Consider the following 12,786-nt stretch of genomic DNA (forward strand, 5'->3'; position numbering starts at 1 on the left):
ATGCGTCATGCGTGAAAGCCGCGCGGTGTGTCCGTCGGTTCAATCATTATTTCAGGAGTATTCAGATGATGCGATTTTCAGACCTCATGAAAGGCATGGCCTTTGCGGCACTAGGCGTGGCGGGACTGGCCGTTGCGGGTCCGGCAGCGGCACAGGAAAAGGCAGCGCCGTTGCAGTGGCAGTTTTTCCAGGCCGATGAGAATGGCTTCAACCGGACGCCGGTTCTGTTGACGGGGGAAAAGGAAGCCATTCTGCTCGATGGCGGTTTTACCTTCTCCGATGGCAAGGCAGTTGCCGAAAAGATCAGGGAAACCGGCAAGAAGCTCACCACGGTCTATGTCAGCCAGAGCGACCCCGACTATTATTTCAACCTGCGCGAGATCAAGTCGGCTTTCCCGGATGTCAAAATCATCGCTGCTCCTGAAACCGTTGCCGCCATCAATGGCAATGTCGAGACGAAGCTTAAGGTCTGGGGACCGCAGCTGAAGGATAATGGCCCGCAGAACCTCTCCGATCTGGTCCTGCCGCAGGCCTCGGATGTGAAGACGCTCACGCTGGAAGGCAACGAGATTGAGATCGTCCCGGCTGAAGGCATGAAGAACCGCCGCTATCTTTGGGTGCCATCGCTGAAGGCGGTGTTCGGCGGCGTGTTGATTGGCGCAGGCGAGCATATCTGGCTGGCCGATACGGCTGACAAGGCGCAGCGCGAGGCATGGATCAAGAACCTCGATGCGATTGCGGCGCGCAATCCTGAAGTGGTTGTCCCGGCCCATATGATGGCCGGTTCTGCGACGGATGTTTCGGCGGTCAAATTCACCCGCGATTATATCGCTGCATTCGATGAGGAGGCCGACAAGGCCAAGGATAGTGCCACGCTTATCGCTGCGATGAAGAAGCGCTATCCGGATCTGGGCGGCGAAAGCAGCCTGGAACTGGGCGCCAAGGTCATCAAGGGCGAGATGAAATGGGAATAATGCGCGGCCAAGAGACAATCGCCGGTTCGAGCCTGTGACGGCCTTGGCCGGTTGATTGGAATTTGTGGTTCGCATCGAGACGGATATAAAGGGCGGCGCGGCATGTGCCGCCCTTGTTGTGTCAGCCTGTTGTGGAGATCATGCGCCTCGCTTCCTTTTCGGCCAAAGGCTATCGTTCGCTGCGTTCTGTCCGGTTCGATCTTGGACAGGTGACGGTGTTCGTCGGTGAAAACGGGGCGGGCAAATCCAATCTCTATCGGGCTTTGCAACTGATCAAGGCGGCTGCGGAAGGCAATTTCTCCACGGAGATCGTGCGGGAAGGCGGCATGCAGTCGGCCATGTGGAGCGGCGGTCGTCGCAAGCACGAATCGGCGCGGATCATTCTGGAAGCGGATTTCGAGGACGAAAGGCTGGCGTCGCGCCTTTCCTATCGGGTGGAGGCGGGTTTGCCGCCACCTGTTTCCGGGGCATTTCCTTTCGAGCCGCAGATCAAGGAAGAACAGCTTAATCTCGATACGGGTCGTCGCCCGGTCGATCTCATGGACCGGCGCGGTCCGGCGGTCTTTGCCCGCGATGGGGAAGGGCGGCGCATGGAGCATCCGACGCGGCTTCTGACATCGGAAAGCGGGCTGGCCGTGCTTGGTCAGTCGGGCCATTATCCCGAGATCGGCGACCTCGCGGCGCAACTGCGTGGCTGGCGATTTTATCACGGCTTCCGAAGCGACCGCGACGCTCCTGCACGCCAGCCTTCCATTGCGGCCACCGCAGCCATGCTGGACGAGGATGGCGGCAATCTTGCCTCAGTCTTTGCCACGCTTGCGCATATCCGTCAGGATACGGTCGATCTGGATCGCTTTATAGAAGAGGCGCTGGATGGTGCGAAACTGGTCGTTCCTTATCCGGAAGAAACCGCCAGTTTCGGCCTGAATTTTCCAGCTTTCCCGCCCCGCATCTTTCGACCCGGCGAATTGTCCGACGGACAGATTCGCCTATTGGCGCTGGCGGGCGCGCTTTTAGCCTACCGCCTGCCGCCATTGATCGCGCTGAACGAACCGGAAGCAAGCCTGCACCCGGACATGATCCCGTCACTTGCGAGAATGATCGCGCAGGCATCCGAGCGCAGCCAGATCTGGGTTGTAACCCATTCCAGCGCTCTTGCCAGCGCTATAGCCGAGCATTGCGGCAGCAGGCCGATTCGGGTCAGCAAGCAGGATGGTGAAACGGTTCTGGAATAAAAAAGCGGGCCGAAGCCCGCCTTTCATTTGTTTCGCAAAAATCGCTGATTAAGCGATCTTCTGACCGGTCTTCGCCCAATCGGCGAGGAAGGTTTCGAGGCCCTTGTCGGTCAGCGGATGCTTGACGAGCGCCTTGAGCGTTGCCGCAGGCGCGGTCACGACATCGGCACCGATCAGCGCTGCTTCCTTGACGTGATTGACGGTGCGAACCGAAGCGGCAAGAATTTCGGTGCGGAAATCGTAATTGTCATAGATCGTGCGGATTTCCGCAATCAGTTCCATGCCGTTGATAGCCATATCGTCGAGACGACCGATGAACGGCGAAATGAAGGTCGCGCCAGCCTTGGCTGCAAGAAGCGCCTGATTGGCCGAGAAGCAGAGCGTCATATTGACCTTGTGGCCATCGGAAGACAGAGCCTTACAGGCCTTCAGTCCGTCGAAGGTTACGGGCAGCTTGATGCAGATATTATCTGCATATTTGGCGATGTGGGCAGCTTCCTTCATCATCTGCTCATATTCGGTCGCGGCAACTTCGGCAGAAACCGGACCCTTGACGAAGGAGCAGATTTCCTTGGTAACTTCCTCGATATTGCGACCCGACTTCAGGATGAGGGATGGGTTGGTGGTCACGCCATCGACCAGTCCAAGGTCGTTCAGTTCGCGGATTTCCTTGACGTCCGCAGTGTCCACGAAAAACTTCATAACAGCGTTCCTCCATAGTGAGCGCGGGTGGTTTTGGGAGCTAAATCCGTTTAAGTCCCGGAAGGTGGCTTTTCTTTAGCGCAAAGCCGCGCCAAGGTCACGCGATCATGTCGAAAGATTCGCACGATATTGCTAACCCTGTTCTGGGCCTGTTTTCGGACGCGCTGCCGGGCTTCACGCCGCGCGTGGTTCCCGTGCTGGTGCCTATGCCAGCAGAACGGCCTTATTCTTATATGGTCCCGGAGGGCATGAACGTCCAGCCCGGGTCGATCGTGCGCGTCCCGCTCGGACCGCGTGAAGTCGCGGGCATCGTCTGTGAGGGCGAAACCGATGCGGTCGACGCCAAAAAGCTCAGAGCGATTTCCGAAGTGTTCGATTGTCCGCCGGTGGATGGCGAGATGCTCCGCTTCATGCGCTGGGCTGCGGATTACACGCTTTCGCCGCCCGGCATGGTGGCGCGTATGGTTTTGCGCGTGCCTGCCGCCTTCGACCCCGAGCCGTCTGTGCCGGGCCTGCGTTATTCCGGCGGTGAACCGGAGCGCATGACCGACGCGCGCGCCCGCGTGATGGAGCTTGCCCGCGACGGGCTTGCCTGGACCCGGTCGGGTCTCGCCCATGCGGCGGGCGTTTCGGCAACGGTCGTAGAGGGATTGAAGGCGCAGGGCGTCTTTGATGAAGTGATGCTGCCACCGCCCGCCGTAGTGGCGAAGCCCGACACGGATTATGCCCGCGCCACGCTCTCGGAAGACCAGCAGGCAGCTGCCGAAATGCTTTCTGATTCCGTCGCGGCGGATTGTTTTTCCGTTTCCCTCCTCGATGGCGTGACGGGATCAGGCAAGACCGAAGTTTATTTCGAAGCTGTCGCCAAGGCGCTCGATCAGGGCAAGCAGGTGCTGATTCTCCTGCCCGAAATCGCGCTGACACAGCAGTTTCTCGACCGCTTTCATGATCGTTTCGGTGCCAAGCCCGCCGAATGGCATTCAGACCTTGCGCCCCGCACCCGCGAGCGCGTCTGGCGTCAGGTCACGGAAGGCACGGTACGGGTGGTTGCGGGCGCCCGTTCGGCGCTGTTTCTGCCCTTCAAGGAACTGGGGCTGATCGTGGTCGATGAAGAACATGATCCGGCTTACAAACAGGAAGACCGGGTTTTCTACAATGCCCGCGATATGGCCGTCGTGCGCGGCCATATTGGCGGTTTCCCGGTGGTGCTGGCTTCGGCGACACCCTCCATTGAAAGTCAGGTCAATGCGGATCAGGGCCGCTACAAGCAGATCAAGCTTTACGGGCGCTATGCGGAAGCCGCACTCCCCGATCTTAAAACCATCGACATGCGGCGGTCACCGCCGCCGCCGGGACGCTTTCTGTCGCCCGCACTCACCGAAGCGGTCGGCAAGACCGTCGCGCGCGGCGAACAGGCCCTGCTGTTCCTCAACCGTCGCGGCTATGCGCCGCTGACATTGTGCCGGGTGTGCGGTCACCGCTTTCAGTGCCCGCAATGTTCAAGCTGGCTGGTCGAGCATCGCTTTCGCGGCCAGCTGATGTGCCATCAGTGCGGTTATCATGAGCCGACGCCGGAAGCCTGTCCCGAATGCGGCACGCTCGATCATCTGGTCGCCTGTGGCCCCGGCGTGGAACGGATCGCGGAGGAAGTTGCCGCGACGTTCAACGAAGCGCGAATCATAGTGCTTTCGTCTGATATGGCGGGCGGCGTGAAGCGGCTGCGTCTGGAACTCGACGCCATTGCGAAGGGCGAGGCGGATATCGTCATCGGCACGCAGCTCGTCGCGAAGGGGCACAATTTTCCCAATATGACGCTGGTAGGTGTGGTGGATGGCGATCTGGGGCTGGCCAATGGCGACCCGCGCGCCGCCGAACGCACGTTCCAGCTTCTCAATCAGGTGACGGGCCGTGCGGGCCGTACGGGTCGCAAGAGCCTCGGTTTGATCCAGACCTATCAGCCGGATCATCCGGTGATGCGCGCCATTGTCAGCGGCGATGCGGAAGCCTTTTATGCCCGCGAAATCGAGGAGCGGGAGCGCAGCGCTCTGCCACCATTCGGACGGCTTGCTGCGCTGATCATCTCGGCCGATAACCGCCCGGATGCGGAAAACCATGCGCGCGCGCTTCGCCGCGCCGCGCCGTCCTCTTCGGAGGTTTCCGTACTCGGTCCCGCTGAAGCGCCGCTGGCGCTGGTGCGCGGCAGGCACCGCTTCCGAATATTGATCCACGGGACAAAACGCGCGGATATTCAATCCTTTATCCGTGCTTTGCTGGCTGCATCACCCAAGGAGCGAGGCTCAATCCGGGTGCAGGTTGACATCGACCCGCAAAGCTTTTTGTAAGGTTGGGCAACTATCGACGTTCATGCAAGAAATAGGGGTTTGCTTCTCTAGTCGCTAGAGGATGCAGACTGGCTTTCAAGGTTCCAATGAGGCTTGAGACCAATGAAATATACCCCTTCCCAACCCGCGCAATCATCAGCGAAGAATGGTCCCGGATTCTGGCTGGTCGCCCTTTTTGGGCTGGTGGTCTGGACATTGTTAATGTGGTTTGCCTATTCCATCTCGGATGCTGTGATCGTCTGGATCAGCGGCAACGGAGCGGTTCTGGCCGAGACCGGAAAAAGCCTGATCGGCTCGGAAGTAACAGCGCTGCTGGATACGACCAAACTGGACCAGATAGCCGGTTCAGGTATTGAATTGCTGCAGAGTTTGCTTGCGCCAGCACTTGCGATCATCTGGGTGATCGGTGCCGTGGCCATCCTCTTCATCCGGTCGATTCTGGCGCGTATCATCGGGATGCGCGGTTCGCTGTCGCGCTGAGGACTGGCTCCATTGATGTGCGTTCATGCCGTGCGATCGGTTTTCGTTTGGGCAAAACTGGTTTATAGCCGTGCTGTTCAAATTGAGGGGTGATCGCGATGGAATTCTATCTTCCCACCACGACCGGCGAATGGCTCGCCTGGAGCTCGGCAGCCGTGACGGCCTTTGCGGGCATCGTCATGCTGTTTGCGCCCGGCATCACCATGAAGCTGTTGCGGTTGCAGCCGGTCAATGCGCGACCGGAAGCGTTCAGTTCCATCCGCGCCGTGCTGGCCGGTCCATATCTCGGTCTGGGGCTTGGCTGCCTCATTTTTGCACAACCCTTCTTGTGGGTTGTTCTGGGGGCGGCGTGGGGCTTCGCCCTGTTCGGGCGCTTCATCTCGATGATGTCCGATAATGTCGGACGCGGCGGCGGCACGATCTATAACTGGTTGGCAGGAATTGTAGAATTCCTTCTGGCCGCCGGGCCATTGCTCTACGCTTTTGGCTTCATCGGTTAACCCTGCGACTTTTTTGATCGGAAAACGCGACAAAACTTACACAAAAGTGCGGGATTCGCGTGTTGCGAGTCCGGTTCGTCTATGCTAGACGGCAATCACATTTCGGTGTTGACGTGCTCGCGCGTCAGTGGTTTTCCGGAAACATTCAATAAAATCATCGGCTTGGCGTCCTGAGCAACATTGGGCCCCAAAAGGATGGTTTCAACGTAGAGAGCAGGTTGTTCGTGGCTGAAACGTCTTCGCTCATTTCAGGTGTGGCACAGCGTTACGCCGGATCGCTTTTCGAGCTGGCGCTCGAAGCCAAGTCCGTTGCTGCTGTGGAGAAAGATCTTGTTCGTTTCGAGGCGCTTCTGAGCGGAAGCGAGGACCTCAAGCGTCTGATCTCCAGTCCGGTATTTTCTTCGGAAGACCAGCTCCATGCGATCGGCGCCATTGCCGACAAGGCGGGCATCAAGGGTCTGGTAGGAAATCTCCTGCGCGTCGTCGCAGCGAACCGCCGCCTTTTCGCCCTGCCGGGCATCATCGCCGCATTCCACAAGATTGCTGCTGAACATCGCGGAGAAGTTTCCGCCGATGTCACTTCCGCGCATGCGCTGACCGCTGCGCAGGAAAACGAATTGAAGGCAACGCTGAAGAGCGTGGCCGGCAAGGACGTGACGATTAACGTCACCGTCGATCCGTCGATCCTCGGCGGTCTTATCGTCAAGATGGGTTCGCGTCAGATCGACACGTCCCTTCGCACCAAACTATCTTCTCTCAAGCTTGCACTGAAAGAGGTCGGCTGATGGACATCCGCGCTGCGGAAATTTCCGCTATCCTGAAAGAGCAAATCAAGAACTTCGGCAAGGAGGCTGAGGTCTCCGAAGTCGGTCAGGTTCTGTCCGTCGGCGACGGTATTGCTCGCGTCTATGGTCTGGACAATGTTCAGGCTGGTGAAATGGTCGAATTCCCCGGCGGCATTCGCGGCATGGCGCTCAACCTTGAAAACGACAATGTTGGTGTCGTTATCTTCGGTGCCGACCGTGACATCAAGGAAGGCGACGTCGTCAAGCGTACCGGCGCCATCGTTGACGTGCCTGTTGGTCCGGGTCTGCTCGGCCGCGTTGTCGACGCTCTCGGCAATCCGATCGACGGCAAGGGCCCAATCGTTGCTACCGAGCGTCGCCGCGTCGACGTCAAGGCACCGGGCATCATCCCGCGCAAGTCGGTTCATGAGCCAATGTCGACCGGCCTCAAGGCTGTTGACGCTCTGATCCCGGTTGGTCGTGGTCAGCGCGAGCTGGTCATCGGTGACCGTCAGACCGGCAAGACCGCCATCATTCTCGACACCTTCCTGAACCAGAAGCCGATCCACGACAACGGCCCGGACAGCGAAAAGCTTTATTGCGTTTACGTTGCTATCGGCCAGAAGCGTTCGACTGTTGCTCAGTTCGTCAAGGTTCTCGAAGAGCGCGGCGCACTCGAATATTCGATCGTTATCGCTGCTACCGCTTCCGATCCGGCTCCGATGCAGTACCTCGCTCCGTTCGCAGGTTGCGCAATGGGCGAATACTTCCGTGACAACGGTCAGCACGCTCTCATCGGTTACGACGATCTGTCCAAGCAGGCCGTTGCTTACCGTCAGATGTCCCTTCTGCTTCGTCGTCCTCCGGGCCGTGAAGCTTATCCGGGCGACGTTTTCTATCTGCACTCCCGTCTTCTCGAACGCGCTGCAAAGCTCAACGACGAAAACGGCGCTGGCTCGCTGACGGCTCTGCCGGTCATCGAAACGCAGGGCAACGACGTTTCGGCCTTCATTCCGACCAACGTGATCTCCATCACCGACGGCCAGATCTTCCTCGAAACCAACCTGTTCTATCAGGGTATCCGTCCGGCTGTTAACGTCGGTCTGTCGGTTTCGCGCGTTGGTTCTTCGGCTCAGGTCAAGGCCATGAAGCAGGTTGCCGGTTCGATCAAGGGCGAGCTCGCCCAGTATCGTGAAATGGCCGCCTTCGCACAGTTCGGTTCGGATCTCGATGCCTCGACCCAGCGTTTGCTGAACCGTGGCGCGCGTCTGACCGAGCTTCTCAAGCAGCCGCAGTTCTCGCCGCTCAAGACGGAAGAACAGGTTGCTGTGATTTATGCCGGTGTGAATGGCTATCTCGACAAGATCGCCGTCAACCAGGTTGGCAAGTTCGAAGCAGGTCTTCTTTCTTCGTTGCGCACCGAGCACAAGGATGTGCTGGATGCGATCCGCGATCAGAAGGCACTCACCGACGACATCAAAGCAAAGCTCAAGGCAGCGGTCGACGCGTTCGCCAAGTCTTTCGCTTGAATTTTGTGACGGGATGAACGGATGCCTTCACTAAAGGATCTGAGAAACCGTATCGCCTCGGTCAAGGCGACGCAGAAAATCACCAAGGCGATGCAGATGGTCGCCGCGGCGAAGCTGCGCCGTGCCCAGGAAGCTGCGGAGGCCGCTCGGCCTTACTCGCAGCGCATGGGCGCCGTTCTCGCTAATATCGCGCAGAATGTCAGCGGCGAAGATGCACCGGCATTGATGGCCGGTACAGGTAAGGACGACGTGCATCTGCTCGTCGTCTGCACTGCAGAACGTGGCCTTTGCGGCGGTTTCAACAGCCAAATCGCACGCCTGGCGCGCGATCATACCCGCAAGCTCCTCGCTGAAGGCAAGACGGTCAAGATCATCACGGTCGGCAAGAAGGGCGCAGATATTCTGCGTCGTGAATTTGCCTCTCTGATCATCGACCACGTCAATTTGCGCGAAGTCAAGCAGCTCGCTTTTGTGCATGCCGACCAGATCGGCCACAAGGTGATCGAGCTGTTTGAACAAGGCGCATTTGATGTCTGCACCCTGTTCTATTCCGAATTCAAGTCGGTGATTGCACAGATCCCGACTGCGCAGCAGATCATTCCGGCTTCGGCTGGCGATGTTGCGCAGGCGGACGCTGCAGGCGATGCGATTTATGAGTACGAACCTGATCCTGCGGCGATCCTGAGCACGCTGATCCCACGCAACATTTCGGTCCAGATTTTCCGCGCACTGTTGGAAAATGTGGCGGGCGAAATGGGCGCGAAGATGAGCGCCATGGACAATGCGACGCGTAATGCCGGTGACATGATCAACAAATTGTCGATCACGTATAACCGTCAGCGTCAGGCTCAGATCACCAAGGAACTGATCGAAATCATTTCGGGCGCGGAAGCGCTCTAGGGTTTACCGCATGGTCTATCCGGGAAGTCTGCAACTTTTCGGGACCATGCTAACGGAAGGTAAGGATCGATGGCAAAAGCAGCGACCCCGAAAACTACCGCCGCGGCCGAAGCAAAGCCGGCAGCGGCGAAGAAGTCTCCAGCCAAGGCTACACCAGCTAAGGCGGCTGCCGCCAAGACGCCAGCAGCTCCCAAGGCTGCAGCGACCGGTGCAGTTGGCAAGATCACTCAGGTCATCGGCGCTGTTGTCGACGTACAGTTCGAAGACGGTCAGCTGCCGCTGATCCTCAACGCTCTGGAAACCGACAATCTGGGCAACCGCCTGGTTCTCGAAGTTGCGCAGCATCTGGGCGAAAACACCGTTCGCACCATCGCCATGGACTCGACCGAAGGTCTGGTTCGCGGTCACGAAGTGCGCGACACCGGCAACCCGATCATGGTTCCGGTTGGTGAAGAAACGCTTGGCCGCATCATGAACGTCATCGGCGAGCCGGTTGACGAAGCTGGTCCGATCAAGACCACTGCGCGCCGCGCGATTCACCAGGAGGCTCCTGAGTATATTGAACAGTCGACCGAAGCTGAAATCCTGGTAACGGGCATCAAGGTCGTCGACCTTCTCGCTCCTTACGCCAAGGGTGGTAAGATTGGTCTGTTCGGCGGCGCCGGCGTCGGCAAGACCGTTCTCATCATGGAATTGATCAACAACGTCGCCAAGGCGCACGGTGGTTACTCGGTATTCGCGGGCGTTGGTGAACGTACCCGTGAAGGTAACGATCTTTACCACGAAATGATCGAATCGGGCGTCAACAAGCTCGGTGGCGGTGAAGGCTCCAAGGCCGCACTCGTTTACGGTCAGATGAACGAGCCTCCGGGTGCGCGCGCTCGCGTTGCCCTTTCGGGTCTGACGGTTGCTGAAAACTTCCGTGACAAGGGCCAGGACGTTCTGTTCTTCGTGGACAACATCTTCCGCTTCACGCAGGCTGGTTCGGAACTTTCGGCTCTTCTCGGCCGTATTCCTTCCGCTGTGGGTTATCAGCCGACGCTGGCAACCGACATGGGCGCGATGCAGGAACGCATCACCACGACGACCAAGGGTTCGATTACCTCGGTTCAGGCAATTTACGTTCCTGCCGACGATTTGACCGATCCTGCACCGGCTACGTCGTTCGCTCACTTGGACGCGACCACCACGCTGAACCGTTCGATCGCTGAAAAGGGTATTTACCCGGCTGTGGATCCGCTGGAATCCACGTCGCGTATGCTCGACCCGATGATCGTTGGTGAAGAACACTACGCCGTTGCCCGTCAGGTGCAGGCGATTCTGCAGCGCTACAAGGCTCTTCAGGACATCATCGCCATCCTCGGCATGGACGAACTGTCGGAAGACGACAAGCTGACCGTTGCGCGCGCTCGTAAGATCGAACGCTTCCTGTCGCAGCCGTTCTTCGTTGCTGAAGTCTTCACCGGTTCGCCAGGCAAGCTTGTCGCGCTCGAAGACACCATCAAGGGCTTCAAGGGCCTTTGCGCAGGTGAATACGATCATCTTCCAGAACCGGCCTTCTACATGGTCGGCTCGATTGAAGAAGCGATCGAAAAGGCGAAGAAGCTGGCTGCTGAAGCCGCTTGATGAATTGAGTTTCCCGGTGGGCCGAAAGGCCCACCGAGACGACCTGTTCATTTGTTTGAGCACGATCTTTTCGCAAACCGGTTTCCAGTTTCGAGATCACGCTCAGGAAATTTAAGTGAGAACCATGGCTCAAGCTTTCCAATTCGAACTCGTGTCGCCTGAACGCCTCCTGCTTTCCGCGCAGGTGACGGAAGTCGTCATTCCGGGTAGCGAAGGCTATCTGACGGCTCTCGCCGGTCATTCGCCGCTGATGTCGACGATCATGCCGGGAGTCGTTTCGGTGAAGCTTGCCGACGGCAAGTCTGACTCTTATGTGGTTTTCGGCGGTTTTGCCGATATTACCCCGCAGAGCTGCACCGTGCTGGCCGAATCCGCAACGCATGTCGACGCCATTGAGCCGTCGGACATTACGCGCCGCATCGATGAAGCCCGTAAGGCGCTCGATGATGCGACTTCGCCGGAGCATCGCACCAAGGCCGAAATCTTCCTGCACCAGCTGATGACGCTGCAGGGCGCGGTTATACCGGGCTGATACGGTAGAAAATTCACATATATTTGGGAAAGCGGACTCTGGTCCGCTTTTCTTTTTTGGTTTTATTGTTCGTGTATATTTTTCTTATTTAAAATTTATTCATACTACCCGTTACTTCGGTTCTTTAATTCAGTCGCTCGCGAAGATCTTATTCTCGCACAACCTACCTTCAGCGGGTTTAAACTTCACGCTTGCGTGAGTTTTGCGTGCGGCCATTGAAAATGAACCGTGGGCCATTTATCCAGAAACACAATCGTTAGTTTACTAATATATAAGGCATCGGATATGAGCACCGCAGATCTCAGAGCAGAAATGATTGATGCCATGGCGAAGGTCAACCGCAGGCTTCGCACCGTTTTTGACGCCAGGGTAAAAGAGCGGGGCCTGACACTGGCGCGCGCGCGCACGCTACTGGCATTGATCGAGCAGGAAGGTCTTTATCAAAAGGAGCTGGCCGAAACGCTGGAGATCGAGAATGCGACCATGGTTCGTCTTCTCGATGGCCTGGAACGCCAGTCATTCATCGAGCGCCAGACGGTCGAGGGTGATCGCCGCGCCAAGCGGGTGGTGATGACCGAAGAGGGCAAGATTCTGGCCGAGCAGGTCGAAAAGCTTGCCGGTGATGTGCGTGAAGACCTGCTTGAAGGCGTGACCGACGAGGAATTGAGCGTGGCGCTGAATGTGTTGCGCAAAATGTCGGAATCAATGAACAAGACACATTGAGCGTCGCTCTCTTCGCACGACAACCAGCCGGGGCTAGCGTTCCGGCTTTTTCGTTTGCTCACGGTTTTGTGTAAATCTGCCCTTAAGCTGGTCTACTTGTGCCATTTTTCGGTCGCCAGTGCAGCGTTCACTGCACCCACAATTTTCAGGTTGGCTGCCGGGAGCGCCGGAAATGCGTTATTCGACTCAGACCCTTGTGGGCCTCATGGCTATTCTTTCCATCGTTTCGGTGCAGGCCAAAGATATGCGCCACGGTACCCGCCATTCCTATGCGCTGGCGCTCAACGATGTGAATACGGATGACGGCATGGTTTTCGACACCAATGCATCGACTTCGTTCGACGTGGCGACCGAGCGCACGCGAAGAAATGTTGTTTTGCGTTGAGCCGCCAGAGCATTTCCAGCAAAAGTGCGTAGCGCCTACGCGGGGAAATCAGTCCACTGGACTGATTTCTGCT

13 protein-coding genes are annotated in these 12,786 nt (G+C 57.9%); 12 read left to right on the forward strand and 1 reads right to left on the reverse strand.

What is annotated here, in order from left to right:
* Positions 1 to 65 precede the first annotated feature (65 nt).
* Positions 66 to 974: an MBL fold metallo-hydrolase gene (locus QLQ11_RS10160; protein WP_244597179.1), complete on the forward strand. Its 909-nt coding sequence runs from the start codon at positions 66 to 68 to the stop codon at positions 972 to 974.
* A 140-nt stretch (positions 975 to 1,114) separates the two neighbouring features.
* Positions 1,115 to 2,209: an AAA family ATPase gene (locus QLQ11_RS10165; RefSeq protein ID WP_109369822.1), complete on the forward strand. Its 1,095-nt coding sequence runs from the start codon at positions 1,115 to 1,117 to the stop codon at positions 2,207 to 2,209.
* 48 nt (positions 2,210 to 2,257) lie between these two features.
* Here QLQ11_RS10165 and fsa read toward each other — a convergent pair whose 3' ends face one another.
* Positions 2,258 to 2,911, reverse strand: coding sequence for a fructose-6-phosphate aldolase (gene fsa, locus QLQ11_RS10170; protein ID WP_109369821.1), 654 nt, complete (start codon positions 2,909 to 2,911; stop codon positions 2,258 to 2,260).
* A 107-nt stretch (positions 2,912 to 3,018) separates the two neighbouring features.
* On the opposite strand from fsa, the gene QLQ11_RS10175 reads away from it, so the two are divergent.
* The 10 genes from QLQ11_RS10175 to QLQ11_RS10220 all read left to right on the forward strand — a co-directional run bounded on the left by QLQ11_RS10175 (position 3,019) and on the right by QLQ11_RS10220 (position 12,713).
* Positions 3,019 to 5,253, forward strand: coding sequence for a primosomal protein N' (locus QLQ11_RS10175; protein ID WP_371835870.1), 2,235 nt, complete (start codon positions 3,019 to 3,021; stop codon positions 5,251 to 5,253).
* A 102-nt stretch (positions 5,254 to 5,355) separates the two neighbouring features.
* Complete coding sequence (locus QLQ11_RS10180) at positions 5,356 to 5,733, forward strand: hypothetical protein (protein ID WP_124915896.1); 378 nt, start codon at positions 5,356 to 5,358, stop codon at positions 5,731 to 5,733.
* Between the two features lie 98 nt (positions 5,734 to 5,831).
* Positions 5,832 to 6,233 (forward strand): DUF4345 domain-containing protein, encoded by a 402-nt coding sequence (locus QLQ11_RS10185; protein WP_109369818.1) that lies wholly within the window; start codon positions 5,832 to 5,834, stop codon positions 6,231 to 6,233.
* A gap of 224 nt (positions 6,234 to 6,457) precedes the next feature.
* Entirely contained in the window at positions 6,458 to 7,018 is a 561-nt protein-coding gene (locus QLQ11_RS10190) for a F0F1 ATP synthase subunit delta (RefSeq protein ID WP_109370319.1), read from the forward strand.
* The gene (atpA, locus tag QLQ11_RS10195; RefSeq protein ID WP_124915895.1) at positions 7,018 to 8,547 is read left to right on the forward strand and encodes a F0F1 ATP synthase subunit alpha; all 1,530 of its coding nucleotides are present in this window, start codon (positions 7,018 to 7,020) and stop codon (positions 8,545 to 8,547) included. The genes QLQ11_RS10190 and atpA overlap by 1 nt, the downstream gene beginning before the upstream one ends.
* Positions 8,548 to 8,568: 21 nt before the next feature.
* Complete coding sequence (locus QLQ11_RS10200; RefSeq protein ID WP_109369817.1) at positions 8,569 to 9,447, forward strand: F0F1 ATP synthase subunit gamma; 879 nt, start codon at positions 8,569 to 8,571, stop codon at positions 9,445 to 9,447.
* A gap of 69 nt (positions 9,448 to 9,516) precedes the next feature.
* A complete protein-coding gene (gene atpD / locus QLQ11_RS10205; RefSeq protein ID WP_283735953.1) occupies positions 9,517 to 11,073 on the forward strand; it encodes a F0F1 ATP synthase subunit beta in 1,557 nt (518 codons plus the stop codon).
* 124 nt (positions 11,074 to 11,197) lie between these two features.
* Positions 11,198 to 11,605, forward strand: a complete 408-nt coding sequence (locus QLQ11_RS10210; RefSeq protein ID WP_078339547.1) for a F0F1 ATP synthase subunit epsilon — start codon at positions 11,198 to 11,200, stop codon at positions 11,603 to 11,605.
* Positions 11,606 to 11,890: 285 nt separating this feature from the next.
* Entirely contained in the window at positions 11,891 to 12,328 is a 438-nt protein-coding gene (locus QLQ11_RS10215) for a MarR family winged helix-turn-helix transcriptional regulator (protein ID WP_109369815.1), read from the forward strand.
* Between the two features lie 172 nt (positions 12,329 to 12,500).
* Complete coding sequence (locus QLQ11_RS10220; RefSeq protein WP_109369814.1) at positions 12,501 to 12,713, forward strand: hypothetical protein; 213 nt, start codon at positions 12,501 to 12,503, stop codon at positions 12,711 to 12,713.
* Positions 12,714 to 12,786: the final 73 nt, after the last annotated feature.

Origin of the sequence: Ochrobactrum sp. SSR, from assembly GCF_030067775.1 — a bacterium.
GTDB lineage: Bacteria > Pseudomonadota > Alphaproteobacteria > Rhizobiales > Rhizobiaceae > Brucella > Brucella teleogrylli.

Excerpts from the sequence above, each read along its gene's own strand:
- QLQ11_RS10160 (WP_244597179.1), top strand. The coding sequence starts at position 66 with ATGATGCGATTTTCAGACCTCATGAAAGGCATGGCCTTTGCGGCACTA.
- QLQ11_RS10165 (WP_109369822.1), top strand. The coding sequence starts at position 1,115 with ATGCGCCTCGCTTCCTTTTCGGCCAAAGGCTATCGTTCGCTGCGTTCT.
- fsa (WP_109369821.1), bottom strand. The coding sequence starts at position 2,911 with ATGAAGTTTTTCGTGGACACTGCGGACGTCAAGGAAATCCGCGAACTG.
- QLQ11_RS10175 (WP_371835870.1), top strand. The coding sequence starts at position 3,019 with ATGTCGAAAGATTCGCACGATATTGCTAACCCTGTTCTGGGCCTGTTT.
- QLQ11_RS10180 (WP_124915896.1), top strand. The coding sequence starts at position 5,356 with ATGAAATATACCCCTTCCCAACCCGCGCAATCATCAGCGAAGAATGGT.
- QLQ11_RS10185 (WP_109369818.1), top strand. The coding sequence starts at position 5,832 with ATGGAATTCTATCTTCCCACCACGACCGGCGAATGGCTCGCCTGGAGC.
- atpA (WP_124915895.1), top strand. The coding sequence starts at position 7,018 with ATGGACATCCGCGCTGCGGAAATTTCCGCTATCCTGAAAGAGCAAATC.
- QLQ11_RS10200 (WP_109369817.1), top strand. The coding sequence starts at position 8,569 with ATGCCTTCACTAAAGGATCTGAGAAACCGTATCGCCTCGGTCAAGGCG.
- atpD (WP_283735953.1), top strand. The coding sequence starts at position 9,517 with ATGGCAAAAGCAGCGACCCCGAAAACTACCGCCGCGGCCGAAGCAAAG.
- QLQ11_RS10210 (WP_078339547.1), top strand. The coding sequence starts at position 11,198 with ATGGCTCAAGCTTTCCAATTCGAACTCGTGTCGCCTGAACGCCTCCTG.
- QLQ11_RS10215 (WP_109369815.1), top strand. The coding sequence starts at position 11,891 with ATGAGCACCGCAGATCTCAGAGCAGAAATGATTGATGCCATGGCGAAG.
- QLQ11_RS10220 (WP_109369814.1), top strand. The coding sequence starts at position 12,501 with ATGCGTTATTCGACTCAGACCCTTGTGGGCCTCATGGCTATTCTTTCC.